The organism is Pseudomonas paraeruginosa PA7 (assembly GCF_000017205.1).
Lineage (GTDB): Bacteria > Pseudomonadota > Gammaproteobacteria > Pseudomonadales > Pseudomonadaceae > Pseudomonas > Pseudomonas paraeruginosa.
Window position 1 is genome coordinate 6,267,387 of record NC_009656.1, and the last position, 25,852, is coordinate 6,293,238.

General features: G+C 66.5%; 20 protein-coding genes and 1 pseudogene. 9 read left to right on the plus strand and 12 right to left on the minus strand.

Translation table 11 applies throughout. The features are described from left to right. Window positions 1–73: 73 nt before the first annotated feature. Window positions 74–538: pseudogene (locus PSPA7_RS28925) on the plus strand (magnesium chelatase subunit ChlI family protein); the annotation flags it as partial. 125 nt (window positions 539–663) lie between these two features. Then, the gene (gene betT, locus PSPA7_RS28930) at window positions 664–2,649 is read left to right on the plus strand and encodes a choline BCCT transporter BetT (protein WP_012077913.1); all 1,986 of its coding nucleotides are present in this window, start codon (window positions 664–666) and stop codon (window positions 2,647–2,649) included. Window positions 2,650–2,692: 43 nt separating this feature from the next. On the opposite strand, the gene PSPA7_RS28935 is transcribed toward betT, so the two are convergent. Then, on the minus strand, window positions 2,693–3,742 hold the full coding sequence (locus PSPA7_RS28935; RefSeq protein WP_003152384.1) for an HAD family hydrolase: 1,050 nt from the start codon (window positions 3,740–3,742) through the stop codon (window positions 2,693–2,695). 412 nt (window positions 3,743–4,154) lie between these two features. Here PSPA7_RS28935 and PSPA7_RS32290 point away from each other — a divergent pair, with 412 nt between their 5' ends. Beyond that, window positions 4,155–5,102: a fimbrial protein gene (locus PSPA7_RS32290; protein WP_374214370.1), complete on the plus strand. Its 948-nt coding sequence runs from the start codon at window positions 4,155–4,157 to the stop codon at window positions 5,100–5,102. Here the strand turns inward: PSPA7_RS32290 and PSPA7_RS28945 are convergent. After that, entirely contained in the window at window positions 5,050–6,030 is a 981-nt protein-coding gene (locus PSPA7_RS28945) for a LysR substrate-binding domain-containing protein (protein ID WP_012077914.1), read from the minus strand. The genes PSPA7_RS32290 and PSPA7_RS28945 overlap by 53 nt on opposite strands. Before the next feature lie 146 nt (window positions 6,031–6,176). On the opposite strand from PSPA7_RS28945, the gene PSPA7_RS28950 reads away from it, so the two are divergent. Continuing rightward, window positions 6,177–7,565 carry a NorM family multidrug efflux MATE transporter gene (locus PSPA7_RS28950; protein WP_012077916.1) on the plus strand — a complete coding sequence of 463 codons (1,389 nt, stop codon included), beginning with the start codon at window positions 6,177–6,179 and terminating at the stop codon, window positions 7,563–7,565. Here the strand turns inward: PSPA7_RS28950 and PSPA7_RS28955 are convergent. Continuing rightward, complete coding sequence (locus tag PSPA7_RS28955; RefSeq protein WP_033997355.1) at window positions 7,555–9,228, minus strand: putative bifunctional diguanylate cyclase/phosphodiesterase; 1,674 nt, start codon at window positions 9,226–9,228, stop codon at window positions 7,555–7,557. The genes PSPA7_RS28950 and PSPA7_RS28955 overlap by 11 nt on opposite strands. 187 nt (window positions 9,229–9,415) lie before the next feature. Here PSPA7_RS28955 and rep point away from each other — a divergent pair, with 187 nt between their 5' ends. From rep to PSPA7_RS28970, 3 genes are all read left to right on the plus strand, one after another. Next, a complete protein-coding gene (rep, locus tag PSPA7_RS28960; RefSeq protein WP_003155692.1) occupies window positions 9,416–11,425 on the plus strand; it encodes a DNA helicase Rep in 2,010 nt (669 codons plus the stop codon). A 133-nt stretch (window positions 11,426–11,558) separates the two neighbouring features. Then, window positions 11,559–13,277 carry a thiamine pyrophosphate-dependent enzyme gene (locus PSPA7_RS28965; RefSeq protein ID WP_003155690.1) on the plus strand — a complete coding sequence of 573 codons (1,719 nt, stop codon included), beginning with the start codon at window positions 11,559–11,561 and terminating at the stop codon, window positions 13,275–13,277. 163 nt (window positions 13,278–13,440) lie between these two features. Further along, a complete protein-coding gene (locus tag PSPA7_RS28970) occupies window positions 13,441–14,013 on the plus strand; it encodes a xanthine phosphoribosyltransferase (RefSeq protein WP_012077919.1) in 573 nt (190 codons plus the stop codon). A 7-nt stretch (window positions 14,014–14,020) separates the two neighbouring features. Here the strand turns inward: PSPA7_RS28970 and PSPA7_RS28975 are convergent, their stop codons facing one another. The 9 genes from PSPA7_RS28975 to PSPA7_RS29015 all read right to left on the minus strand — a co-directional run bounded on the left by PSPA7_RS28975 (window position 14,021) and on the right by PSPA7_RS29015 (window position 23,702). After that, on the minus strand, window positions 14,021–15,880 hold the full coding sequence (locus PSPA7_RS28975; RefSeq protein ID WP_079262258.1) for an acetyl-CoA hydrolase/transferase C-terminal domain-containing protein: 1,860 nt from the start codon (window positions 15,878–15,880) through the stop codon (window positions 14,021–14,023). Window positions 15,881–16,088: 208 nt separating this feature from the next. Continuing rightward, window positions 16,089–16,517, minus strand: a complete 429-nt coding sequence (locus tag PSPA7_RS28980) for a c-type cytochrome (RefSeq protein ID WP_003096511.1) — start codon at window positions 16,515–16,517, stop codon at window positions 16,089–16,091. 203 nt (window positions 16,518–16,720) lie between these two features. Next, window positions 16,721–17,269 (minus strand): cupin domain-containing protein, encoded by a 549-nt coding sequence (locus tag PSPA7_RS28985; RefSeq protein WP_003155686.1) that lies wholly within the window; start codon window positions 17,267–17,269, stop codon window positions 16,721–16,723. Between the two features lie 150 nt (window positions 17,270–17,419). Further along, the gene (gene alr / locus PSPA7_RS28990) at window positions 17,420–18,493 is read right to left on the minus strand and encodes an alanine racemase (RefSeq protein WP_041025435.1); all 1,074 of its coding nucleotides are present in this window, start codon (window positions 18,491–18,493) and stop codon (window positions 17,420–17,422) included. Window positions 18,494–18,583: 90 nt separating this feature from the next. Beyond that, on the minus strand, window positions 18,584–18,937 hold the full coding sequence (locus tag PSPA7_RS28995; protein WP_003098273.1) for a RidA family protein: 354 nt from the start codon (window positions 18,935–18,937) through the stop codon (window positions 18,584–18,586). Continuing rightward, window positions 18,912–20,210, minus strand: coding sequence for a D-amino acid dehydrogenase (gene dadA / locus PSPA7_RS29000; RefSeq protein WP_012077922.1), 1,299 nt, complete (start codon window positions 20,208–20,210; stop codon window positions 18,912–18,914). The genes PSPA7_RS28995 and dadA overlap by 26 nt, the downstream gene beginning before the upstream one ends. Window positions 20,211–20,566: 356 nt before the next feature. After that, a complete protein-coding gene (locus PSPA7_RS29005) occupies window positions 20,567–20,911 on the minus strand; it encodes a YdbL family probable chaperone protein (RefSeq protein ID WP_003096521.1) in 345 nt (114 codons plus the stop codon). A gap of 12 nt (window positions 20,912–20,923) precedes the next feature. Then, a complete protein-coding gene (locus PSPA7_RS29010; RefSeq protein ID WP_003096523.1) occupies window positions 20,924–21,115 on the minus strand; it encodes a YnbE family lipoprotein in 192 nt (63 codons plus the stop codon). A gap of 19 nt (window positions 21,116–21,134) precedes the next feature. Then, window positions 21,135–23,702, minus strand: coding sequence for an intermembrane phospholipid transport YdbH family protein (locus PSPA7_RS29015; protein WP_041025436.1), 2,568 nt, complete (start codon window positions 23,700–23,702; stop codon window positions 21,135–21,137). A gap of 153 nt (window positions 23,703–23,855) precedes the next feature. Between PSPA7_RS29015 and dadR the strand changes: the two genes are divergently transcribed. Both dadR and PSPA7_RS29025 read left to right on the plus strand, forming a co-directional pair. Continuing rightward, complete coding sequence (gene dadR, locus PSPA7_RS29020) at window positions 23,856–24,344, plus strand: transcriptional regulator DadR (RefSeq protein WP_003096535.1); 489 nt, start codon at window positions 23,856–23,858, stop codon at window positions 24,342–24,344. Between the two features lie 177 nt (window positions 24,345–24,521). Next, window positions 24,522–25,841: an NAD(P)/FAD-dependent oxidoreductase gene (locus PSPA7_RS29025; RefSeq protein ID WP_012077925.1), complete on the plus strand. Its 1,320-nt coding sequence runs from the start codon at window positions 24,522–24,524 to the stop codon at window positions 25,839–25,841. Window positions 25,842–25,852: the final 11 nt, after the last annotated feature.

Genomic DNA, 25,852 nt, shown 5'->3' on the forward strand with positions numbered 1-25,852 from the left:
GCAGCTGAGTTTCGGGCGCATGCTCCACGACGGTTCTATTTCCCTCAACAGGGCTTGCTAACAAAAGCTCCAGATGAACCCCTGTCCCTGCGGCTACCTCGGCGATCCCAGCGGCCGCTGCCGCTGCACCCCGGAGCAGGTCCAGCGCTATCGCGGCAAGCTCTCCGGACCGCTGCTCGAGCGCATCGACCTGCACGTCAGCGTGCTCCGCGAAAGCACCAGCCTGCAGCCGGGCCGCGGCGAAACCACCACCCGCGAGGTCAGCGAGCGGGTCGGCGCCGCACGGCAACGGCAACTGGCCCGCCAGGGCTGTGCCAACGCCCACCTCGACCTGCTGGGCATGCACCGCAACTGTGCGCTCGCCGAAGCGGACCGTCGCTGGCTGGAGGCTGCCGGAGAGCGCCTGGAACTTTCCTTGCGCGCCTTGCATCGCATACTCAAGGTAGCCCGGACGCTGGCCGATCTGGACGAAAGGCAGCACATCGAGCGCCAGCACCTCGCGGAAGCCCTGCAATACCGGCCGTCAGCGTCAGGTTGAGGCCCTGGCAATTCATCAAAACTATCGATCCTGTCCGCTCGAATCAGATTAGCTATCAGAATGTGTTAGGCTGTTTCGTCTTCCGCCTTCGGCGGGCAATCCGATCACAAGGAGAGCTAGCGTATATGGAGACACCCACCGCACCCCGGAGCACCCTGAACCCTCCGGTTTTCTTTACCTCCGCCGCCCTGATCCTGGCCCTGGTGCTGTTCACCGTCCTGCTCCAGGAAGAAGCGCAATCGCTGTTCAACCACGTCCAGCAGTGGATCATCACCAACGCCAGCTGGTTCTACGTCCTCGCCGTGGCGCTGATCCTGATCAGCGTGGTGTTCCTCGCCGTGAGTCGCTACGGCGACATCAAGCTCGGCCCCGATCACAGCCGGCCCGACTACCGCAACACCACCTGGTTCGCCATGCTGTTTTCCGCCGGCATGGGCATCGGCCTGATGTTCTTCGGCGTCGCCGAGCCGGTGATGCACTTCACCACGCCGCCGGTGGGCGAGCCGAACACCGTGCAGGCGGCGAAGGAAGCGATGAAGCTGACCTTCTTCCACTGGGGCCTGCATGCCTGGGCGATCTACGCCATCGTCGCGCTGATCCTGGCCTTCTTCAGCTACCGCCACGGCCTGCCGCTGACCCTGCGCTCGGCGCTCTACCCGTTGATCGGCGAACGTATCTACGGCCCCATCGGCCATGCGGTGGATATCTTCGCGATCATCGGCACCGTGTTCGGCGTCGCCACCTCCCTCGGCTACGGCGTGCTGCAGATCAACAGCGGTTTCCACCACCTGTTCGGCTGGCCGGTGAACCAGACCGTGCAGATCGCGCTGATCGCCGCCACCTGCGGCCTCGCCACCCTCTCGGTGGCCAGCGGCCTGGACCGCGGCATCCGTATCCTTTCCGAGCTGAACCTGAGCCTGGCGGTGGTATTGCTGCTGTTCGTGCTGGTCCTCGGGCCCACCGTGTTCCTCCTGCAGACCTACGTGCAGAACACCGGCGCCTACCTGTCGGACATCGTCAACAAGACCTTCAACCTGTACGCCTACGAGCCCACCGACTGGATCGGCGGCTGGACCCTGCTGTACTGGGGCTGGTGGCTGTCCTGGTCGCCCTTCGTCGGCCTGTTCATCGCGCGCATCTCGCGCGGCCGGACGATCCGCGAGTTCGTCTGCGGCGTGCTGTTCGTTCCCGCCGGCTTCACCCTGCTGTGGATGACCGTGTTCGGCGACACCGCGATCCACATGATCCTCCAGGATGGCTTCACCCAGCTCGCCGAGGTGGTCAACCAGGACAGTTCGCTGGCGCTGTTCGCCTTCCTCGAGCATTTCCCGCTGGGCAGCGTCATCTCGATGATCGCGGTGCTGATGGTGGTGGTGTTCTTCGTCACCTCGGCCGACTCCGGCGCCCTGGTGGTGGACATGCTGGCCTCCAGCGGCAAGGACCACTCGCCGCTCTGGCAGCGGATATTCTGGTCGGTGCTGATGGGCGTGGTGGCCATCGCCCTGCTGCTCGCCGACGGCCTCAAGGCCCTGCAGACCGCCACCATCGCCAGCGCCCTGCCGTTCTCCATCGTGCTCCTGGCGTCGATCTGGGGGCTGTTCAAGGCCCTGCACCTGGACGCCACCAAGCGCGGCATCCGCTACCAGGCGCTGACCTTCTCCCGTCCCACCACGCGCGGCGCCGCGGGCGAGACGGACGGTTGGCAGCGGCGCCTGCGCAACATCGCCATGTTCCCGCGGCGCAGCCACGTCAACCGCTTCATTTCCGAAGTGGCGCGACCGGCCTGCGAAGACGTCGCCAGCGAACTGCGCAAGCAGGGCTACGAAGTCCAGGTGCAGGATGGCGAGGACGGCCGGGTGCGCCTGGAAGTCAGCCACGGTGGCGAGGTCGACTTCATCTACGAGGTCCGTCCGCGCGCCTTCACCACGCCGAGCTTCGTGATGCGCGATACCGAGGACAGCAGCGAGGCGCGCAAGTACTTCCGCGCCGAGGTCCACCTGCAGGAGGGCGGCCAGGACTACGACATCATGGGCTGGAGCCGCGACGGCGTGATCGGCGACATCCTCGACCAGTACGAGCGGCACATGCACTTCCTGCACGTGGTGCGCTGAATGGGGGAGGCCGGCGGCGCTCGCCGGCCGCCGCTCTACAGGTCTACTGGATCTGTTCCGGGGCGACGACCACCCAGTTCTTGTCCGCCGTCACCGGCAGGCCGGCCCTGGCCTGGGCGGCGGAATGCTCTCTGATCATGCCGTCTAGCTGGTCCATGTACCTGGCCTTGCGGTTGATCCACAGGTGCACGCCGTTTTCCGCGGTACCGTTGAACAGCATGTAGCCGTCGCTGTCCGGTGTATCCCCGGCAACCAGGATCGGCCGCTTCCAGCGGTCGATGTAGGTGAGGATGGCCGCCTGCTTGCCGGCCATCCAGGTCGCCGGGGTCCACAGGTAAGGGGTGACCTCGAGGTCGAGGTTGGCCTTCGGATCGTACTTGCCTTCGGCGATCTGCTTGCGCGCGGTGGTCAGTTCGCCGGTCTTGCGGTTCTTCAGTAGGGTGGTGACGCCGATGACGTTTTCCGGCTTGAGGTTGTAGCCGTACTTCGGGTCGGCCGCGACCATCCGCACCAGTTCCTCGTGGGCGGCGCTGATCACATAGACCTCGATGCCGTTCTCCATCAGCTTGTTGTACAGCTCGCGCTGGCCACTGAACACGCGTGGCGGCTGGACATCGAGCCGCGCCAGCTTGTCGCCGTCGTAGTAGGTGGCCGGGATCGGCTTGCCATGGGCCATCAGTTCGTCGACGTAGCCTTTCAGCTCGCGCAGGGTGAAACCGGAGAACACCTGGGCGACCCAGGGATAGCAGACCATGTCGTCGATCTCGCAGAGCCGGTAGTAGTAGCTGAACAGGCTCTCCTTGTGCCCGGCCCGGTCCTTGAACGGGATCAGCTTCAGCGACGGGTCGAGCCTGTCGCGGGTCAGCACGCCCTTCATCTCCAGGTAGGGCAGCAGCGACTCCTCCAGGTCGTAGCGGTAGCTGGTGTTGTCCATGTCGAACACGGCGTAGGCGCCCTTGTTCGCGTTGGCCTCGATCAGTGCGTTCAGTTGCCTGGCGGCGGGCGCCGGCCAGTGCTCCAGTTCGGTGGCGCAAGCCTGGCTGGCGACACCGACGAGCGCCAGCGCGGCGAGTATTCCCTTGGCGAAGGTCATGGCGGGTCCCTATGGGCGATGAAAGGATAGGCTCCGCCGCCCGCACTCCCGGCGGACGGCGAGCAACGACCCTAGCGCAGGCGGGCGGATCGTGCAGCGACGGCGGCGACTCGGGGCGTCGTGTTCGCGCCAAGCAATGTTCCGGGACGACATTCCGGAGACAGACGCTCCCGACAGACATCAACAGCTTTTAAGTAAGAAAAATCCCACATGAATTAGGAAATATCTCAGAGCGACATAGGAACAGCCTGATTGAGGCGAAAAAGCGCGCTCTTTAGATTCCCTTACCGAATCTCGAGTCATAGTGAATAGCTCCATGAAACAACCTCCAAGTACAGTCCCTTGGCTCGGCCGAATTACCCTGGCCGCCCTGGTATCAGGCTGGGCCGGGCAGGCTCTGGGAATCTGTCCCATGCTGCAGGGCCCCGGCCCGACGGATCCGTCATATATACGAGCCCTGCCTGCCACCACTGCCCTCAAGGCCGTTCCGATCGGCGGAGTATTGGCGTCCCATGAATTCCTATCCACGACCCAGGCCATTTGGAGATGTCCTCCGGGAGAAACCATGACCTTCGGCATGGGCCCTCTCACCACCAGTCTCAAGCCGATAGACTCGGCCCAGGGCCTCTATGAAAGCGGGGTCAAGGGTGTCGGCATTCGCATCCGCTTCAAGCCCAGGTGGGGCGGTTCAGTCTGGTCCGCATATATGGTCCCCCCCTTCGAATACAGGACCACGGCCTCGCTGAACGACGCCGAGTTTCCCCACATAACGCTAGTGGAGTTCATCCGTACCGGAATGGAAGTCGGCCGCGGCGCCATTCCTCCGTTCGATGTGACCACCAGTCACTTCCGCAGCGACAACGCCGGCCGTGTCAACGTTGCCATCCTCGGCACTCAGTTGAAGACCACGCTGACCCAGAACATCTATTTCACCAGTTGCCACAATCCCTCCTCCGACCCCACCGTCGACATGGGCCATCCTTACGCCGCCCTGGTCAAGCAGGGGCAGGTGGAAGAACACACGTTCTCGCTGACCATCCGTTGCGAGGGCATGAACTCCACCACCAAGCCGCCGGTGAAGATCTACTTCGAAGGCAACGCCGTGCGCGACGGCCTGCTGCGCCTGAGCGGCGACGGCCAGGCGGGCGTGGCCCGGGGGGTAGGCATCGAGTTGAAGAATGACAGGGGCGTGGCCCTGCCCTTCGCCAAGGAGCGGGCGTTGCCGCTGGCCTGGCGGGACAGCGCGCCCGATGCCGAGATCTACGGCTTCGCCGGCAAGGCGAAGTACGTTGCGACCGAGAGCGAGATCAAGGCGGGCAAGGCCGACGCCGTCCTGACCTACGTGCTGGAATACAACTGACCGCCAGGTCCCGGTCGAGCAGTTCCACCACCGGCAGACGCATCGCCGCCACCTCCGCGCGAAGGAAATCGCGCAACCGCTGGAAACGCTCCTGCCCGCTGCGCGCCCGTGGCCACACCATGTGGTAGCTCTCGCCGCTGGCCACCGCGGTCGGCCAGGGCAGGCCGATGCGGCCCAGGGCGACGTCCTCGGCCACCATCACCAGGTCGCCGATGGAAACCCCGTAGCCGCGCGCGGCGGCGACGATGCCCAGTTCCAGGGTATCGAACACCTGGCCGCCCTTGAGCGACACCTCGTCCTCCAGCCCGGTTCGTTGCAGCCAGCGCCGCCAGTCGCGGCGATCCGGCGTGGGATGCAGCAACTCGCTGTGGCGCAGGCGCTGGAGGGTCCAGGGTTCGACGGCCTCGGCGGGATCGCAGACCGGCACCAGCCACTCGGCGAACAGCGGCGCCGTTTCCCATTCCGCGCTGAACTGGCCGCTACCCAGCAATACCGCGCAGTCGAAGGGCTCGTGCTGGAAGTCCACCGTATCCACATCCATCCAGGCGCTGGTGAGCTGCACCTCGATATCCGGATTGAGATGGCGGAAGCGACTCAGCCGCGGCAGCAGCCAGCGCATGGTCAGGGTCGAGGGCGCCTTCAGGCGCAGGGTGGCATCGTCCACGCGCAGGGCGGTGCAGGCCCGCTCCAGCGCGCCGAAACCGTCGCTCAGTCCCGGCAACAGCAGCCGCGCCGGCTCGGTCGGGAAGAGTTGGCGTCCGCGACGTTCGAACAGGAGGCAGCCGAAATGCTCCTCCAGGGTGCGGATATGCCGGCTCACCGCGCTCTGGGTGATCGCCAGCTCCTCGGCGGCGCGGGTGAAGGAGGCATGCCGGGCGGCGGCCTCGAAGGCACGCAGGGCATACAGCGGCGGCAGGCGACGAGACATGCGGCAACCTTTATCCATGAGTTCGACTCATGGCTGGCATCTGTTTTTTCCTTTTGCGCAGGACGGCCAGCCACACCGAGAATGGCCGTATTCTCCCTGCCGACGGGTAGCGCCGGCAACCCTCTTGACCTGATTCGTACTCATCCATGTCACCACTTTCGCTCGTCGAACTGAAAGCCATCCTGCGCCTGGCCGGGCCGCTGATCGCCGCCCAGTTGGCCTACGTCGCCATGGTCTTCACCGATACCGTGATGATGGGCAGGCTCGGCCCCGACGCGCTGGCCGCCGGCGGCCTGGGCGCGGTCAGCTATGCCTTCGTCTCGACCTTCTGCGTCGGCGTGGTGGCGGCGGTCGGCAACCTGGCGGCGATCCGCCAGGGCAGCGCCGATCCCGCCGGCGTCGCGGCGGTCACCCGTGCCGGCCTCTGGGTCGGTGCCACGCTGGCCCTGGCTGCCGGCCTGCTGCTGTGGAACCTGGGGCCGCTGCTGCTGGCCTTCGGCCAGGCGCCACAGGCGGTGGACGGCGCCATGCAGTTCCTGCGCAGCCTGGTCTTCGCCCTGCCCGGCTACATGGCCTTCATGGTCCTGCGCGGCTTCACCGGCGCCATCGACCGCGCCGGACCGGTGATGGCGATCAGCGTGCTCGGCGCGCTGGCCAACCTGGCCCTCAATCATTCCTTCATCGAAGGCCTGTTCGGCCTGCCGCGCCTGGGCCTGGGCGGCATCGGCCTGGTCACCGCCCTGGTCATGAACGGCATGCCGCTGCTGCTGGCCCTGTACATCCGCCGGCAACCGGCCTACGCCGCCTATCCGTTGCTGCGCGGGCTGGGACGCCCGCAGCGGGCGACGATCGCGGAGATCCTCCGCCTGGGCCTGCCCATCGGCGGTACCTACGCGGTCGAGTCGGGGATGTTCACCGTCGCCACCCTGTGCATGGGCATCCTCGGCAACCACGCCCTGGCCGCGCACCAGATCGCCATCCAGGCGGTGTATGTGGCCTTCATGGTCCCGGTGGGGCTGTCCTACGCCACCACCTACCGCATCGGCCAGCACTTCGGCGCCGGCCGCCTGCTCGAGGCGCGCCGTGCCGGGCGCGTCGGCATCGGTTTCGGCGCGCTGTGCATGCTGGGCTTCGCCGGGGTGTTCTGGTGGATGCCGGAGACCATCATCGGCCTGTTCCTCGACCATGCCGACCCGGTCAACCGCGAGGTGACCGCGATGGCCGTCTCGCTGCTGGCGATCGCCGCCTGGTTCGAGTTGTTCGACGGCACCCAGAACATCGCCATGGGTGCGATCCGCGGTCTCAAGGACGCCCGCACCACTTTCCTGGTCGGCCTGGCATGCTACTGGCTGGTCGGCGTGCCGCTGGCCTGCCTGCTGGCGTTTACCGCCGGCTGGGGCCCCCAGGGCGTCTGGTGGGGACTGGCCGGCGGACTGGCCTGCGCGGCCATCGGCCTGACCCTGGCCTTCGAATGGAAGACCGCGCGCCTGCTGCCCGGGACCTCCGCACAGGAGGCGACGGCGCTCAACTGCTGAGCGGCATCTCGCGGCCCGGCCGCTCGCCGGGCTCGAGGAAGCGTGCCAGCTCGGCCAGCGGCAGCGGCCGGCTGATCCAGTAGCCCTGCACCTGGTCGCAGCCGAAGTCACGCAGTTGCTCCTGCTGGCGCAGGGTCTCCACGCCCTCGGCGACCACCTCCAGGTTGAGGTTGTGCGCCAGGTTGATCATTGCCCGCACCAACTGGAAGTTCTCCGCGCGCAGGTCCATGCCACCGACGAAGCTGCGGTCGATCTTCAGCAGGGTGATCGGCAGGCTGTTGAGATGGACGAAAGAGGAGAAACCGGTGCCGAAGTCGTCCAGCGAAAAGCGCACGCCCAGCCGGCCGAGCGCCTGCATGGTCTGCAGGACCTGGTCGCTGCGGCGCATCACGGCGGTCTCGGTCAGTTCGAATTCGAGCCAGCGCGCGTCCACGCCGTGCTCCTCGATCAGCCGTTGCAGGGTCGGCAGCAGCTGGCTGTCCTGAAACTGGCGGAACGACAGGTTCACCGCCATGTGCAATGGCGCCAGGCCGCGGCCATTGAGCCACTGCATGTCGCGCAGGGCGCGGGCGATGACCCAGTAGCCGAGCGGCACGATCAGCCCGCTCTCCTCGGCCAGCGGCACGAAATCGCTGGGCGTGAGCAGGCCGCGCTCGCCGTGGCGCCAGCGTACCAGCGCTTCCAGGCCGACGATGCGCCCGCTGTCCAGGCACAGGCGCGGTTGGTAATGCAGCTCCAGCTCGTCGCGGCGCAGGGCGCGGCGCAGTTCGGCCTCGAGGTCGGCGAGGCTGCGCACGCCGCGATTGATCCGCTCGTCGAAGACATGGAAAGTGCAGCCCTGGCGGCTCTTGGCCTGCTGCATGGCGATGTGCGCGTGCCACATCAGCGGGTCGGCGCCCTCGTCGGCGCGGGCGTGGGCAAGCCCCAGGCTGCAGCCCAGAAGGATGCTTTCGCCGTCGACCCAATAGGGCTCACCGAGGCACTCGACGATCCGTTCGGCGATCCGCTCGGCACGCTGCGGATCGCGACGGGTGTCCAGCAGCAGGGCGAACTCGTCGCTGCCCAGGCGCGCCAGGCGGTCGCCGTTCTCCATGAAGCCACGCAGGCGGTTGACCACCTGCAGGATCAGGCGGTCGCCACCCTGGTGGCCAAGGGCGTCGTTGACATGGCGGAAGTTGTCCAGGTCGAGGTGGCCGAGCACCAGGCCACGCCCGTCGAATTCGCTCAGGCGCGCCGCGAGCAGGGTCTGGAAGCCCTGGCGGTTGGCGATGCCGGTCAGCGGGTCCTGTTCGGCGAGCAGTTGCAGGGTCGCCTGCAGGCCCATGCGCTCGCGGGCGTAGCGCAGGCAGCGGCGCAGGCCGTCTTCGGAGAGTTGCTCGGCGGCCAGCCAGTCGACCACGCCGGCCGGCGCCTGCGTCGGCTCGCGTGGCAGCAGCAGGATCACCGGCCAGGGGCAGGGAATGCCCAGCGGCAGGCAGGCGGGGGTGGCCAGCAGCAGGCCCTGGGGCTCGGCGGCGAACAGGGTCGCGGCGCCCTCCCAGGTGCTGACGACACTCAGCGAAAAGGCAGGCCCCAACGCTCTCAGGCGTTCACCTAGCAGTGGCGCCCAATCTGGCGTATCCGCCAGAAGGAGCAGGCGCAAGGGTTCTGCGGGCGCTGACAAGCAACCTCCAAAAGTTTAAGAATCTTCGTAAAGAACGAACGGCATCATCCTAATGCGGTAGGGAATCTACAGCAAAATGGCATGGACGATCTCGGGATCGGTCACAGCTTGCACGCTAATTCTCCCCGATGCCAGCCAGCCTGTTAGAATACGCGCCCGCTTCGACCCTCTCTTCCGGCCCGCTCCTATGTCCCGACTCAATCCCCGGCAGCAAGAAGCCGTGAACTACGTCGGCGGTCCCCTGCTGGTCCTGGCTGGCGCCGGCTCCGGCAAGACCAGCGTGATCACCCGCAAGATCGCCTACCTCGTCCAGCAGTGCGGCATCCGCGCCCAGTACATCGTCGCGGTGACCTTCACCAACAAGGCCGCGCGGGAAATGAAGGAGCGCGTCGGCAGCCTGCTGCGCGGCGGCGAAGGCAGGGGCCTGACCGTCTCGACCTTCCACAACCTCGGCCTGAACATCATCCGCAAGGAGCATGAGCGGCTCGGCTACAAGCCCGGCTTCTCGATCTTCGACGAGTCGGACATCAAGGCGCTGCTGACCGACATCATGCAGAAGGAGTATTCCGGGGACGACGGCGTCGACGAGATCAAGAACTACATCGGCGCCTGGAAGAACGACCTGATCCTTCCCGAGGAAGCGCTGGAAAAAGCGCGCAACCCCAGGGAGCAGACCGCAGCGATCGTCTACCTGCACTACCAGCGCACCCTGCGCGCCTACAACGCGGTGGACTTCGACGACCTGATCCTGCAACCGGTGAAGCTGTTCCAGGAACACCCGGACATTCTCCAGAAATGGCAGAACAGGGTGCGCTACATGCTGGTGGACGAATACCAGGACACCAACGCCAGCCAGTACCTGCTGGTCAAGCTGCTGGTGAAGGACCGCGCGCAGTTCACCGTGGTCGGCGACGACGACCAGTCGATCTACGCCTGGCGTGGCGCGCGTCCGGAAAACCTGATGCAGCTGAAGGAAGACTTCCCCTCGCTCAAGGTGGTCATGCTGGAGCAGAACTACCGCTCCACCAGCCGCATCCTCAAGTGCGCGAACGTCCTCATCGCCAACAACCCGCACGTGTTCGAGAAGCAGCTGTGGAGCGAGATGGGCCACGGCGACCCGATCCGGGTGATCCGCTGCCGCAACGAGGACGCCGAGGCCGAGCGCATCGCCATGGAAATCCTCACCCTGCACCTGCGCACCGAGCGGCCCTACAGCGAGTTCGCCATCCTCTACCGGGGCAACCACCAGGCCAAGCTGATGGAGCTGAAGCTCCAGCACCACCAGATTCCCTACCGGCTGTCCGGCGGCACCAGCTTCTTCGGCCGCCAGGAAGTGAAGGACCTGATGTCCTACTTCCGCCTGCTGGTGAACCCCGACGACGACAACGCCTTCCTCCGGGTGATCAACGTGCCGCGCCGGGAAATCGGTTCGGCGACCCTGGAGAAACTCGGCAACTACGCCACCCAGCGCAACATCTCGATGTACGCCGCCTGCGACGAGATGGGCCTGGCCGAGCACCTCGACAGCCGCTTCCACGAACGCCTGCAGCGCTTCAAGCGCTGGATGGACGGGATCCGCCGGCAGTGCGCGGAGAACGAACCCATCGCCGTGCTGCGCAGCATGGTGATGGACATCGACTACGAGAACTGGCTGCGGCAGAACGCCTCCAGCGACAAGGTCGCCGAATTCCGCATGAGCAACGTCTGGTTCCTCATCGAGGCACTGAAGAACACCCTCGAGCGCGACGAGGAAGGCGACATGACCATCGAGCAGGCCATCGCCAAGCTGGTCCTGCGCGACATGCTGGAGCGCCAGCAGGAAGAAGAGGAAGGTGCCGAGGGCGTGCAGATGATGACCCTGCATGCTTCGAAGGGGCTGGAATTCCCCTACGTGTTCATCATGGGCATGGAGGAAGAGATCCTGCCCCACCGCTCCAGCATCGAGGCCGACACGGTGGAGGAAGAGCGCCGCCTGGCCTACGTCGGCATCACCCGCGCGCGACAGAACCTGGCGATGACCTTCGCCGCCAAGCGCAAGCAGTACGGCGAGATCATCGACTGCTCGCCGAGCCGCTTCCTCGACGAGCTGCCCCCCGAAGACCTCGAATGGGAAGGCCTGGAAGACGCCCCGCAGGAGGTCAAGGCGGCCAAGGGCAACGCCGCCCTCGCCGACATCCGCGCCATGCTCAAGCGCTGAGCCCGCCGCACCTCGACTGTCTCGATTTTCACAAAAGTGTCTTGCCCGATGCCTGGCCTCGGGCGAGGAACTTTTGCCGCTCCGCTCGCGACCAAAATTAGCTAGCTAACGAATTCCATTCGAGGACAGCTTCATGTCGAGCAAGAAAGTCGCCGAGATCGTCGTGGAAACCCTGGAAGCCGCCGGCATCCGCCATTGCTATGGCATCGTCGGAGACACTCTCAACCATGTCACCGACGCCATCCATCGCAGCCAGATCCAGTGGGTGCATGTCCGCCACGAGGAAGCCGCGGCCTTCGCCGCCGGCGCCGAGTCCTATGTCAGCGGTCGCCTGACCGCCTGCGCCGGCTCCTGCGGACCAGGCAGCCTGCACTTCATCAACGGCGTCTACGAGGCCCAGCGCAACCGCGCGCCGATGGTGCTGATCGCCAGCCAGATCGTCACCCCGCAGCTGGGCATGGAGTTCCCCCAGGAAGTCGACTTCAAGGCGATCTATTCCAGTTGCTCGGTGTTCTGCGAACAGGTGCACAGCCCGGAGCAGGCGCGCCGGGTGGTAGCCCTGGCCTGCCAGGCGGCGCTCAACCGGCGCGGCGTGGCGGTAGTGATCCTGCCAGCGGACATCAGCCAGGCCACGGTGAAGGACGATCCGCCGTTCTCGGTGCACTTCCCGCAACCGGTGCTGCGCCCCAGCGACGCCGAACTGCAGGACGTCGCCCGGCTGCTCGCCCACGGCAAGAAGATCGGCATCTACGCCGGCTCCGGCTGCCAGGGCGCCCACGACCTGCTGGTGGCCCTCGCCGACCGGCTCAAGGCGCCCATCGCGCACACTTCGCGGGCCAAGGACTTCGTCGAGTACGACAACCCCTTCAACATGGGCATGACCGGCATGCTCGGGATCGAGTCGGGCTTCCACATGATGACCGAGTGCGACACCCTGCTGTTGCTCGGCGCCGACTTCGCCTGGGCGCAGTTCTACCCGCAGAAGGCCACCCTGATCCAGGTCGACCGCGACGGCAGCCACCTCGGCCGGCGCCATCCCATCGACCTCGGCGTGGTCGGCGACGTGATCCCCACCCTCGAGGCGCTCCTGCCGCTGCTCGAAGCCCGCCAGGAACGCGACTTCCTCGACGAATGCCTGAAGCACCGCGAACGCTCGCTGCAGACCCTGGAGAAAGAGGAGCAACCCGGCAAGGGCGAGCTGATCCATCCGCAGCACCTGGTCGCCCTGCTCGACCAGCACGCTGACGACGATGCGCTGTTCACCGCCGACGGCGGCTCGGCGATGGTCTGGCTGCTGCGTCACATCCACAGCAACGGCAAGCGCCGCACCCTCACCAGCCTGGTCCACGGCACCATGGCCAACGCCATGCCCCAGGCGCTGGGATTGAAGAAGGCCTACCCCGAGCGCCAGGTGATCTCGATCTCCGGCGATGGCGGCCTGGCCATGCTGCTCGGCGACCTGCTCACGGCCATCCAGGAGAAGCTGCCGATCAAGGTGGTGGTGCTGAACAACGCCTCGCTGAACTTCGTCGAGCTGGAGCAGAAGGTCGAGGGCCTGCTGGACAACTACACCGACCTGCTCAACCCGGACTTCGCCCGTCTCGCCGAGGTGATCGGCTTCCACGGGCGCAAGGTGACCCGCTGCGAGGATCTCGAGGCGGCGGTCCGCGACTTCCTCGCCCAGCCCGGTCCGGCGTTGCTGGACGTGCATACCAACCCTGCGGAACTGGTGATGCCGCCGAAGATCGAGTTCGGCCAGGTCGCCGATACCGCCCTGTACGCCGCCAAGGCCGTGCTCAGCGGGCGCTTCAAGGACGTCGAGACGCTGCTTGTGAACAATCTGCTGAAGTGAGCCGGCAAAGGCGCGGCCCGTCCGCCACGGGGCCGCGCCGGGTTCGGGCGGATTCCTGACCATTCGATCATGTTCGCTCGTCCGAGAGGACGTCGCGCGCGGCGCCGGCTGACGGTACAATGCCGCGCTTCATCAGCGACAGCCGCTTCGCAGGAAGCCACCCGTGGACACTCTCAAAGACAAAATCCGTTCGGAAGGCATCGTCCTTTCCGAGCACGTACTCAAGGTCGACGCCTTTCTCAACCACCAGATCGACCCGCAGTTGATGCAGCAGGTCGGTCACGCGTTCGCCACGCGCTTCCGCGACCAGGGCATCACCAAGATCGTCACCATCGAGGCTTCCGGCATCGCCCCGGCGGTCATGGCCGGCCTGGAGCTGGGCGTGCCGGTGATCTTCGCCCGCAAGTACCAGTCGCTGACCCTGAAGGACAACCTGTACATCTCCAAGGTGTTCTCCTTCACCAAGCAGACCGAGAGCACCATCGCCATCTCGGCCAAGCACCTGAACGCCCACGACCACGTGCTGGTGATCGACGACTTCCTCGCCAACGGCCATGCCGCCAAGGCGCTGATCGACCTGATCGGCCAGGCCGGCGCGAGCATCGCCGGGCTCGGCATCGTCATCGAGAAATCCTTCCAGGATGGCCGCGCCCTGCTGGAAAGCGAAGGCTACCGGGTCGAGTCCCTGGCCCGGGTGAAATCGCTGGCCGGCGGCCAGGTCGAGTTCCTCGACTGAGCGCCACTCAGCCCCGCTCTTCCTGGCTGGCTCGCAGGCCGGCCAGCAGCAGGCGCTGGTAGAGTTCCTCGCGAAGCCCCTGCGGATCGTCCAGGTCCATGCGCCGCAGATGCGCCGGGTAGGCTTCTGGCTCCGGCGCATCGAGAGTGGCCTTGCCCAGTTCGAGGATCTCGCTCAGCTTCAGCTTGCGCTTGAGCCAACCCAGCGCCCGCAGCAGGTCCTGCTCGACCTCGTCGAAATCGCTGCCCAGGGGAAACTCCGGCAGCGCCGCTGCGTGGGCCTGGTGCAAGGCCTGCAGGCGCTCCGGGGTATTGTTGCGATAGCGTTCGGGCAGGACGAAATCCTTCGGCAGCTTGCCGGCCGCCTGGGCCTGCTCGGCCAGCGCCTGCTGGAAGCGCGAGTCGGCGATGGCCAGCAGCGCGGCGATCACTTCCGCGTCATTCTTGCCGCGCAGGTCGGCGATCCCATACTCGGTCACCACCATGTCGCGCAGGTGCCGCGGGATGGTGGTGTGGGCGTACTGCCAGACGATGTTCGAACTGACTTCCCCGCCGGATTCGCGCCAGCTGCGCAGCATCAGGATCGAACGTGCGCCCTCCAGCTCGTGGGCCTGGGCGACGAAGTTGTACTGGCCACCGACGCCACTGAGCACCCGGCCGTCCTCCAGCTGGTCGGCGACCCCGGCGCCGAGCAGGGTCACGGTGAAGGCGCTGTTGATGAAGCGCGCGTCGCGCCGCTGCAGGCGCTTCAGCTCTTCCTGGCGGTACAGGTTGTTGACGAAGCCGATGCCGGTCATGCCGATCCCGGCGCGCTCTTCCAGCGACATCTCGCGCAGGCGCTGGTAGAACGCCAGGGGGCCGAGGAAGAAGCCGCCGTGCAGCCACACCCCGCCCTCCTCCGGCGCCTCGCCGCGCTCGGCGGCACGCTGTCGCGCTTCGTCGGGGTAGACCCGGCGGCCCAACACGCCAGCCTCTGCCAGCGCCAGCAGACCCGGCACGAACATCTCGCTGCAACCGTAGAGTCCCCGGCGGAACGGCTCCAGGCCACCGTCGCGCTCGACCGTCTCGGCCCAGCGCGCACGCACACCCAACTCGTCGATCAACGCCCGGTAGGTGGCATTGTCGCGCTGGCGCAGCAGCAGCGCGGCGGTCAGCGCGTCGCCCATCGAACCGATGCCGACCTGCAGGGTGCCGCCGTCGCGCACCAGGGCGCTGGCATGCAGGCCGATGCAGTGATCCTGCAGGTTGACCGGCATGTTCGGCGTAGAGAACAGCCGGCTGCGTTCCGCCGGCGCGTCGAGCAGCAGGTCGAAGGTCGATTCGTCGACCTCGGCGTCGCCCGGCAGGTAGGGCAGGTCATCGTGGACCACGCCGATGGCGACGATGGCCTCGCCGGCGGCGCGACGCTTCTCCAGCATCGGCAGCAGGTCCAGGGTGATGTCCGGATTGCAGGCCAGGCTCAGCTTGCCCGGTCGTTCGGGATGCCGCGCCACCAGCTGGGCCACGGCGTTGACGCCCTTGGCGTTGATATCGCGGGCGACGTGGCTGTAGTTGCAACTGATGTAGTGCTGCTGCGCCGGCGCGCTGTCCAGCAGGCTGCCGGGCTGCAGGTAGAACTCCTCGACGCGGATGTTCGCCGGCAGTTCGTCGCGGCGCAGGGCGTGCAGGTAGTCCAGCTCCGGGTAGTCGGCGAAGACCCGTTCGGCGAACGGTTCGAGGAAGCGCCGCTGCAGGTCGCCACCGGCGGCGGGACGCCCCAGGGAAAGCGCCGTGTATAGCGTGAGCTGGCGTTCCGGCAAGGTGCGCAGGCGTTGGTAGAGCGCATTGACCAGCCGGTTGGGCTTGCCCAGCCCGAGGGGCAGGCCCAGGCGGATCGGCCCCTCGATGGTCTGCAGCAGGTGATCGACCGCGGCGTCGATGGAACAGGTTCGGGTCAAGACGTTGCCCTCCGGCGAATGGGTAGCCGGAAGTTTGGACCCTGTTTGCCGGCGGGATGCTCCGCCAGCGAAAAAAAACCGCCCCGCGGATACGAAAAAGCCGCCGGAAGGCGGCTTTTCAACACAGGCTTCGGCGCGTTTACAGGCCGGACATGTGCTTGATCGCGGCCTTCAGCTCGTCGTCCGAGCAGTCGGCGCAGGTGCCTTTCGGCGGCATGGCGTTGATACCGGAAATCGCCTTGGCCAGCAGGCCGTCGAGACCACCCTGTTCCTTCGCGCGCTTGCCCCACTCGGCCTTGTCGCCGACTTTCGGCGCGCCCAGCAGGCCGGTGCCGTGGCAGGTGTTGCAGGTCTTGCCGACGATGTCTTCGCCGGAACGCGCGCCGCCGCCACCGGCAGCCGCCGCGACGGCGCCGACGCCTTCGCATTCCTTGCCTTGTACGCAGACCTTGCCTACCGGCTCGAGGCGCTTGGCGATCGCATCGTCAGTGGTCGTAGCCTGAGCGCTTACAGCCCACAGGGCCAACACGGCAGCTTGGGCCGCCAGCATTTTTTTAATCAGGTTCACCCTTACACCCTCATCGTGGCTTATCACACCCGGGCACGATACCGATCACTGCGGGCCGCGCGGGCGGGCGCAAGTATAACGGCAAAGAAAGCCCGGCAGAAACAATTGCACACCCTCGCAAAGCCTTGCGGCATTAGGTCGCAGCCCCGCATGCCCCTTGTCGGCCGGTGCCCTTGTGGCCCGGCGGGATCTTGTGCTTCAGGTCAGAAATTTGCGGGCGTGGTGGCGCTGATCAAGCGTGCCGGCACGTCGTAGGGATTGCGAAAACGGTGCGGCTTGTTGCTTTCGAAATAGTAGCTGTCGCCGCGCTCTAGCACATAGGTCTCGCTGCCGACGATCAGCTCCAGGCGCCCGTCGACCAGCACGCCGGCCTCCTCGCCCTCGTGGTTGAGCATTTCCTCGCCGGTGTCGGAGCCCGGCGGGTAGGTTTCGTCGAGGAAGGCGATCGCCCGGCTGGGGTGCGCCTTGCCCACCAGGCGCATGGACACCGCGCCGCTGGAAATGTCGATCAGTTCGTCTGCCTTGTAGACAACCTGCGTATGGCTGTCCTGCTCCAGGTCCAGGGAGAAGAACTCCACCAGGGACATGGGGATACCGCCCAGCACCTTCTTCAGCGAACTGATGGAAGGACTCACGCTGTTTTTCTCGATCATCGAGATAGTGCTGTTGGTGACACCCGCCCGTTTGGCGAGTTCGCGCTGGGAAAGACCTTTGAGTTTTCGGATGGTTTGCAGACGAGCACCGACGTCCAAGGGTGGAGTCCTCCTTATTCTTCTGGCAGGCAAGGCAAAACGGGGCCGCACACGGCTGGCGACCCCAAGTCGGCCGTATCATGGCAACACTGTTCAGTATTTACAACAGATCGGTCGACATGCCTGCGCAAAGAATTCGGAAAGTTTTTCTCAAGCCCCGGAATAGACGCGCGGCACTCTTTTCAGGTTGCACAGCAGCTGGTAGGGAATGCTGCCGAACTGCGCCGCCAGGGCGCCCACCGGGACGTTCGGCCCCCACAATTCGACCCGGCTGCCCAGCCCGGCCTGTGGATGGTCGGTAAGGTCGACGGTGAGCATGTCCATCGACACCCGGCCGACCAGGCGCCCCGGCTTGCCGTCGATGAACACCAGGGTGCCGTCCGGCGCGTGGCGCGGATAACCGTCGGCATAGCCCATCGCGACCACGCCGATGCGCTGGCTGCGCTCGGTGCTGTAGCGCGCGCCGTAGCCGACCGGTTCGCCGGCCGGCAGCTCGCGGACGCTGATCACCTTCGATTCCAGGGTCATCACCGGGCGCAGGCGGTCGGCCAGCGGATGTGCACGCTCGAACGGCGTGGCTCCGTAGAGCAGGATACCCGGACGTACCCAGTCGCTGGGCACCTTCGGCCAACCGAGCACGGCCGGCGAGTTGCGCAGGCTGATCTCGCCTTCCAGGCCCTGGCTCGCGGCCGCGAAGGCGGCGAGCTGTTCATCGGTGCGCGGGCAATCCAGTTCGTCGGCGCGGGAGAAGTGGCTCATCATCACGATCTTCGCCACCTTGCCGCTGGCCCGCAGGCGCTCGTGGGCGGCGCGGAAGTCCTCGGGGAAGAAGCCGACGCGGTGCATGCCCGAATCCATCTTCAGCCAGACGGTCAGCAGCCGCGCCAGGCTGGCGCGCTCGATCGCCTCCAGTTGCCAGGCGGCATGCACCACGCACCAGAAATCATGGGCGACGATCAATTCTAGTTCGGCGGCCTCGAAGAACCCTTCCAGCAGCAGAATCGGCTCGCGGATGCCGGCCGCGCGCAACTCCAGGGCTTCCTCGATGCAGGCCACGGCGAAGCCATCCGCCTCCCCGGCCAGCGCTTCGGCACAGCGCACCGCGCCATGCCCGTAGGCGTCCGCCTTGATCACCGCGAGCGCGCGGGCGCCGGTGGCCTCGCGGGCCAGGCGATAGTTGTGACGAAGGGCTTGCAGGTCGATCAGGGCACGGGCGGGGCGCATGGCGACGGGTCTCTCTTCAGCGCGGTGCGGCATCGCGCACCTTTCATCAGGCGAAAAAAAGCCCGGCTCTCCGGCCGGGCCATACAAAACTCAGGGCAGCGCAGCGACCACCGACATCTCCACCAGGATCTCCGGCTCGCAGAGCTTGGCTTCGACGGTGGCGCGCGCCGGCGCGACGCCGCGCGGCAGCCATTGGTCCCAGACGCGGTTCATGCCTTCGAAGTCGGCGTCGATGTCCTTCAGGTAGATGGTCACCGAGAGGATCCGGGTCTTGTCGGTGCCTGCCTCTTCCAGCAGCCGCTCGATGGCCGCCAGGGTCTCGCGGGTCTGCTGTTCGACGCCGGCGGACATGTCCTCGCCCACCTGGCCCGCCAGGTAGACGGTGCCGTTGTGGACGACGATCTGGCTCATACGCTCGTTAGTGTGCTGGCGCTGGATGGGCATTCTTGGCGTTCTCCGGGGAATTGCTGTAGCGGGAAATATCCAGGCCTTCGGTGCTGATCTGCGGGCGCTTCTTCGCCATCAGGTCGGCCAGGTAGCGACCCGACCCGCAGGCCATGGTCCAACCCAGGGTGCCGTGGCCGGTATTGAGGAACAGGTTGCGGTAGCGGGTGGCGCCGACGATCGGGGTGCCATCCGGGGTCGCCGGGCGCAGGCCGGTCCAGAAGGTCGCCTGGCCGATATCGCCGCCCTCGGGATAGAGGTCGGTGGTGATCATTTCCAGGGTCTCGCGGCGGCGCGGGTTCAGCGACAGGTCGAAGCCGGCGATCTCCGCCATGCCGCCGACGCGGATGCGCTGGTCGAAGCGGGTGATCGCCACCTTGTAGGTCTCGTCGAGGATGGTCGAGGTCGGCGCCATCTCCGGGTTGGTGATCGGCACGGTCAGCGAGTAACCCTTCAACGGATAGACCGGAGCCTTGATGCCCAGCGGCTTGAGCAGCTGCGGCGAGTAGCTGCCCAGCGCCAGCACGTAGTGGTCGGCGGTGAGCAATTCGCCATTGACCAGCACGCCATTGATGCGGTCGCCAGCGAAGTCCAGGCGCTCGATGTTCTGGCCGAAGCGGAACTCCACGCCCAGGCCCTTGGCCATTTCCGCCAGGCGGGTGGTGAACAGCTGGCAGTCGCCGGTCTGGTCGTTGGGCAGGCGCAGGGCGCCGACCAGCTTGTCGGCGACCTTGGCCAGGGCCGGCTCGACGCGGGCGATGCCGTCGCGGTCGAGAACCTCGTAGGGCACGCCGGAGCGTTCGAGCACGGCGATGTCCTTGCCGGCGGCGTCGAGTTGCGCCTGGGTGCGGAACAGCTGGGTGGTGCCGAGGGTGCGGCCCTCATAGGCGATGCCGGTCTCGGCGCGCAGTTCGTCGAGGCAGTCGCGGCTGTACTCGGACAGGCGGACCATGCGCTCCTTGTTCACCGCGTAGCGTTCGGCGGTGCAGTTGCGCAGCATCTGCAGCATCCAGGCGTACTGGCTGGGATCGGAGGTGAGCTTGATGGCCAGCGGCGCGTGCTTTTCCAGCAGCCACTTCATGGCCTTCAGCGGGATGCCGGGGGCGGCCCAGGGCGAAGCGTAGCCGGGGGACACCTGGCCGGCGTTGGCGAAGCTGGTTTCCAGCGCGGGACCGTCCTGACGGTCGACCACCACCACCTCGAACCCGGCACGGGCCAGGTAATACGCACTGGCGGTACCGATGACACCGCTGCCAAGGACCAGAACTCGCATTGTCGCCTCCCACGTCGCGGAAGAACCGCGGACGTTTGTTATTTTGAGCGTGTAGATACGCGCAGTATAGGAAGAGGCGAGCAGAAATAATCACCGATTTTAGGAGGATACTCAGGTAAAAAACCGGACAAGGAGGGGTTTTACCGAGGCGCATCCACCATAAAATCGGAAAAATACCGCATATTTAAATGAAAGCCTTCAGGCCTGGAGCGGCTTTTTCGGGAAAGCCTGCCGCAGAAACCCTGGAAAACGACAGGAGTCCCTGGGGGAACCGCTCGCGGCAGGGAAAATCCCGCGGACGCCGCCCGGCCTTTGCGACCGGAGCAGCGTTCCAGAGCGCTCGCGGAGCCTCCGCGCTATTTCTTCACCCATTTTCCGCCAACCTGGACGTACTGCCCGGCAGGGGTTTTCTCCATCGCCTTCTTGCCGGCCATGGCCTCCACGTCGGCCAGCGAAGCGCCGCTGCTGTTGGCCACCTTCTGGTATTCGGCGCGGCGCGCGGCATTGATCTGCGCGGCGATGTCCGCCGCCTGGCCGCTGTTGCTGACCACGCCAAGGTAACCGTCCGCCTGCTCGCCGACCAGGCCCTGGGCCTTGGCGCCGCCAAGGGCCGACATGGCCTGGCCGAGGTCCATCGCCATGGCGGAAAGGCTGATGCCGAGGGCCAGCAGGGCGATACCGAGTTTGCTACGGGTTGTCATGGATCCGCTCCTTTAGAACAGGCCGCTGTTCTCGTTGATGATGCCGTCCAGAGCCTTATCGACCTTGATGTAGATCTCGTGCTCGATTTTCACGTTGAGATTGATGTTGATCGGCTCGCTGGGAGCCGCCAGCTGCACGGTGGGCGTGCAGGCCATCGTCAGGCTGCCCAGCAGCAGGACAGCGAATAAAGCACACAGGCGCATCGGGGTTCTCCTGAGTGGCTCATGGCGCCGAAGCCTTGCGTTTCTGCATGCGCTCCTGCACACGTTGGCGAATGGTTTCGCTGACCCGGTCGCTCAGTTGCAGGCTGGTCAGCAATGCCGGGATATCCTCTTCCAGGTTGACGTTGAGGTTGACCGGACGCCCCTTCTCCAGGTCCGGGTTGCTACCCTGCAAACGCAGGCCGAGCAGCAGCTTGCCGTTCTCATGATAATCGACGCTGCTTTGCAGCACGTCATAGTGGAAGTCGTCGAGGGCGTCGGCGACCAGTTTCATCCCCGGGTTGCTGCGCCCCAGTGCCTCGATCTTCGCCGAGCGGAAGCGCAGGAAGCCAGGCTCGCGGGCCTTGACCTGGCCACTGGCGACGCTCGGTTTCCAGCGGTTGAGCATCAACGGCAGCTCGCCGTCCAGGGTGCCCTCGCCGGCCAGTCCCTCCGCCGGATAGACCCGGAAAATCTCGCCGAGTTGTATACCCTGCAGGCGCAGGGCGAATTTCTGCTCGGCCTGACCCAGGCGGATGCTTCCCGCGGGGACCGACGCCTGCCCGCCGAACAGGCCGCTCTGCAACGTCTGCCAGCTCAAACGGCCGCTGCCCGGCGCGGAAAGCGGGGCCTCATAGCGCCCGCGGAAACTCACCGGTCCCAGCGGCAGGCCGGGATTGGCCTCGGCCAGGCTCAGGCCGGGGCTGTCCAGGCTCAACCGGGCGCCGCGCAGGCGCAAGGCCAGGCTGCCGCCCAGGCCCTTCAGCTCGCTGCGGTCGTAGATGCCGTCGAGGCCTTTCAGGGTCAGGTCCAGGTCGAGGGACGAGGCGCCCGCCGCATCGAGCTTCCAGCCGGCCGTGGCGATCGCGCGCCCATTGCCCAGTTCGAGCAGCCCCGGCCAGTCGGCGAGGGTCGCGGCCAGGGGATTGCCGGTACGGAAGAACACCTCGGCCAGCCTGGCGGAGAGGGCCAGGGGCGTCTTCGCGTCGCGCTGCAGCTGGATGTCCGCCGCCAGCCCCGCGCCATTGCTCAGCCGTCCCTTCAGGCTGGTGCGCTCGAGGGTGGTATCGAACGGCCCCTTGAAGGTCCAGGCCAACGGCTTGAGGTTGGCCTGGCGCAGTTGTCCAACCTGCGCCTGCAGCGGCCCGGCGACGTGCAGCGCCAGCGGCTGGTAGGCGAGTTCGAGAGCGGTCCCGGCGAGGTCGAGGCGGGGCTGGCCAAGGTGCAGCGTCGACGGCTCGGCCAGGGACACCGCCTGCAACCGCGCGCCCTTGCCGAAGGAGAGGTTGGCGCGCTGCCCGTCCAGCCGGCCCTCCAGGGGAATCTCCGCGACCAGTCGCTCGGCTTTCCAGCCCTGGTATTGCAGGCGCGGCACATCCACCTGCAAGCGGCCCTCCACCAGCCTGGCGGCCCAGGGCGAGATGCCCAGCAGGTCGACACGTGTCTCCAGCTTCAGCGTACTCGCGCCTTCGCTGGCAAGCGCCAGGCGCAGCGCCGTGACGCTATCCGCATCGCGCTCCAGCGGTTCGCTGCGCACGCCCAGCGCGCTCGGCCGCAGCTCGGCCGGCAGCGCCCGCAACCAGTCGCCGTGCAGTTGGCTCAGGCGCAAGTCGCTGCGCAACTGGCGTGGCAGCCAGGCGCCGCCGTCGCCATCCAGCTGGACTTGCAGTTCGCCCTGTACATTGCCCAGCCCGGGCAGCGGCCAGGCCTGCGGAGCCTGCACCTGCAGCGCCGCCGAGCCACCGCCGTCGAGCACCCGGCGAGGCTCCAGCCAGTCGCTGCCAGGCGCCAGGCGGATCGTCCAGTCCGCCTGCAGGCGCAGGGCCTGCGGTGCGTCGGGCAGGCGCTGCGCCTCCGGCAGCCAGCGATTGAGCCAGGCCACCAGGCCACGGGTGTCCGGCAGACCGGGCGCCTCCAGGCGTCCCTGCCAGAGGCCGTCGCCGTCGGCTGGCGCGAGCTGGCTATCCAGCGTCAGCAGCGCCTGCCGGTCGAGTTGCGCGCGCCCCCGCAGGCGCCAGCCGGCAGGCTCCTCGAAGAGCTGGGCGTCAAGCTGGGCCTGCTGTGCCTCCTGTTGCAGGCGCAGCTGCGCGGCCAGCGGAAACAGCGCTCCCGGCGGGCGGCCGATGTCCAGCCCGCCTTGCTGCTCGCAGCGGCCGGCGGGACAAGGCAGGTCGAGATGGAAGCGTTCGAGGTGGATCTGTTCCGGCAGCCAGGCGAGGGTTTCGCGCAGGGACGTCCAGTCCAGCGCAGCCGAATCATCGTCGGAACTCGCGGCGGCCGGTTGCCAGGCGAGCGCCACTTGCTCCACGCGCAGGCCGGGTAGGCGCGGGCGCCAACCCGACAGCCCGGGCCAGCGCAGCAGCGCGTGTTCCACGTCCAGTCGCAGGCTGGCGCCATCCGCGCCGCGCCGCTCCAGCGCCAGCCGTCGCAGCCCGATGCCTTCGGCGGACAGGCCCAGGCCTTGCCACTCCAGGCGCTCGACACCCTGCTCGCGCAGCAGGCTGCGCCAGGCATGCCAGCCATAGCCGAACGCCAGCAGCAACAGCGCTGCAACTACCAACAGCAACGTCGTCCTTCTGCGCAAACGCATGTCCTACCTCTGTCCGTTGCCGACCCGGGGAAGGGTGGCGGGGCCCTCGCGCAAGATCAAGGCGTTTTCCCCAGCCAGTGTTTTTCCCTGCTTTCAACGTTATATTGGCGGAAAATTTCCGGATTTTCCGAGCCAGACGGGGAGCCTCCATCCATGCGTACCCAGCATCAGAGCAAGCGCGAGCTGGACAAGATCGACCGCAACATCCTCCGCATCCTGCAGGAGGAAGGGCGCATTTCCTTCACCGAGCTGGGCGAACGCGTCGGCCTTTCGACCACCCCCTGCACCGAGCGTGTGCGCCGCCTGGAGCGCGAAGGCCTGATCATGGGCTACCACGCCCGGCTCAACCCACAGCACCTGAAGGCCAGCCTGCTGGTGTTCGTCGAGATCAGCCTGGACTACAAGTCCGGCGATACCTTCGAAGAGTTTCGCCGGGCGGTGCTCAAGCTACCGCACGTGCTGGAGTGCCACCTGGTGTCCGGCCACTTCGACTACCTGGTCAAGGCGCGCATCTCGGAAATGGCTTCCTACCGCAAGCTGCTCGGCGACATCCTGCTGAAACTGCCGCACGTTCGCGAGTCGAAGAGCTATATCGTCATGGAAGAGGTCAAGGAGTCGCTCGACCTACCGGTTCCGGATTGACCCGCGACGCTTTCCGGGAGTCCGCCAGGACTCCCGGCATAGACGGGAAACACCGTCGTTTCCGCACACGATCCCGGCAACACCTCGCAGTTTTTTCCTTTTTCGCCCTTGGCGAGCGCCTCGACTGACGTTTATGCTCCGTCAAATTTTCCAAACATAATAATCAGGATTCCGCACATGAACGCCCGCGTTCACCAGCCGGTGCATAGCGCCCAACACGCCCCCTCCTACTACGCCGCCACGCTCAACCGACGCATCGAGTGCCCTCCCCTGGCCGGCGAAGAGCAGGCCGACGTGTGCGTCGTCGGCGGCGGCTTCTCGGGGGTGAATACAGCACTGGAACTGGCCCAGCGCGGCTTCTCCGTGGTCCTGCTGGAAGCGCACCGGATCGGCTGGGGCGCCAGCGGGCGCAATGGCGGCCAGTTGATCCGTGGCGTCGGCCATGACGTCGAGCAGTTCCTTCCGGTAATCGGCGCCGACGGCGTGAAGGCACTCAAGCTGATGGGGCTGGAGGCGGTGGAGATCGTCCGTCGCCGGGTCGAGCAGTACGCCATCGATTGCGACCTGCGCTGGGGCTATTGCGACCTGGCGAACAAGCCCGGCGACTACCAGGGCTTCCGCGAGGACATGGAAGAGCTCCAGGGCCTCGGCTACCGCCATGAGATGCGTCTGGTCCCGGCCGCGGAGATGCGCAGCGTGGTCGGCTCCGACCGCTACGTCGGCGGCCTGGTCGACATGGGCTCCGGCCACCTGCACCCGCTCAACCTGGTGCTCGGCGAAGCCGCCGCGGCGCAGGCACTGGGCGTGCGCCTGCATGAACAGTCGCCGGTGACGCGCATCGACTACGGCCCGGAAGTCCAGGTGCACACCGCCACCGGCAGGGTGCGGGCGAAGACCCTGGTGCTGGGCTGCAACGCCTACATGAACGACCTCAACCCGCTGCTCGGCGGCAAGGTGCTACCGGCCGGCAGCTACGTGATCGCCACCGAACCGCTGGACGAGGCGCTGGCGCGCCAGCTGCTGCCGCAGAACATGGCGGTCTGCGACCAGCGCGTGGCCCTCGACTACTACCGCCTTTCCGCCGACAACCGCCTGCTGTTCGGTGGCGCCTGCCATTACTCGGGACGCGACCCCAACGACATCGCCGCCTACATGCGGCCGAAGATGCTGGAAGTATTCCCGCAACTGGCGAACGTCCGCATCGACTACCAGTGGGGCGGCATGATCGGCATCGGCGCCAACCGCCTGCCGCAGATCGGCCGCCTGCCGGGGCAACCCAACGTGTACTTCGCCCAGGCCTATTCCGGACACGGGGTGAACGCCACGCACCTGGCCGGGCAGTTGCTCGCCGAGGCCATCAGTGGCCAGCACAGCGACGGCTTCGATCTGTTCGCCAGGGTGCCGCACATCACCTTCCCCGGCGGCAAGCTGCTGCGCTCGCCGCTGCTGGCGCTGGGCATGGCCTGGTACCGGCTGAAGGAAAAACTCGGGAGCTGAACCCGCCCGAG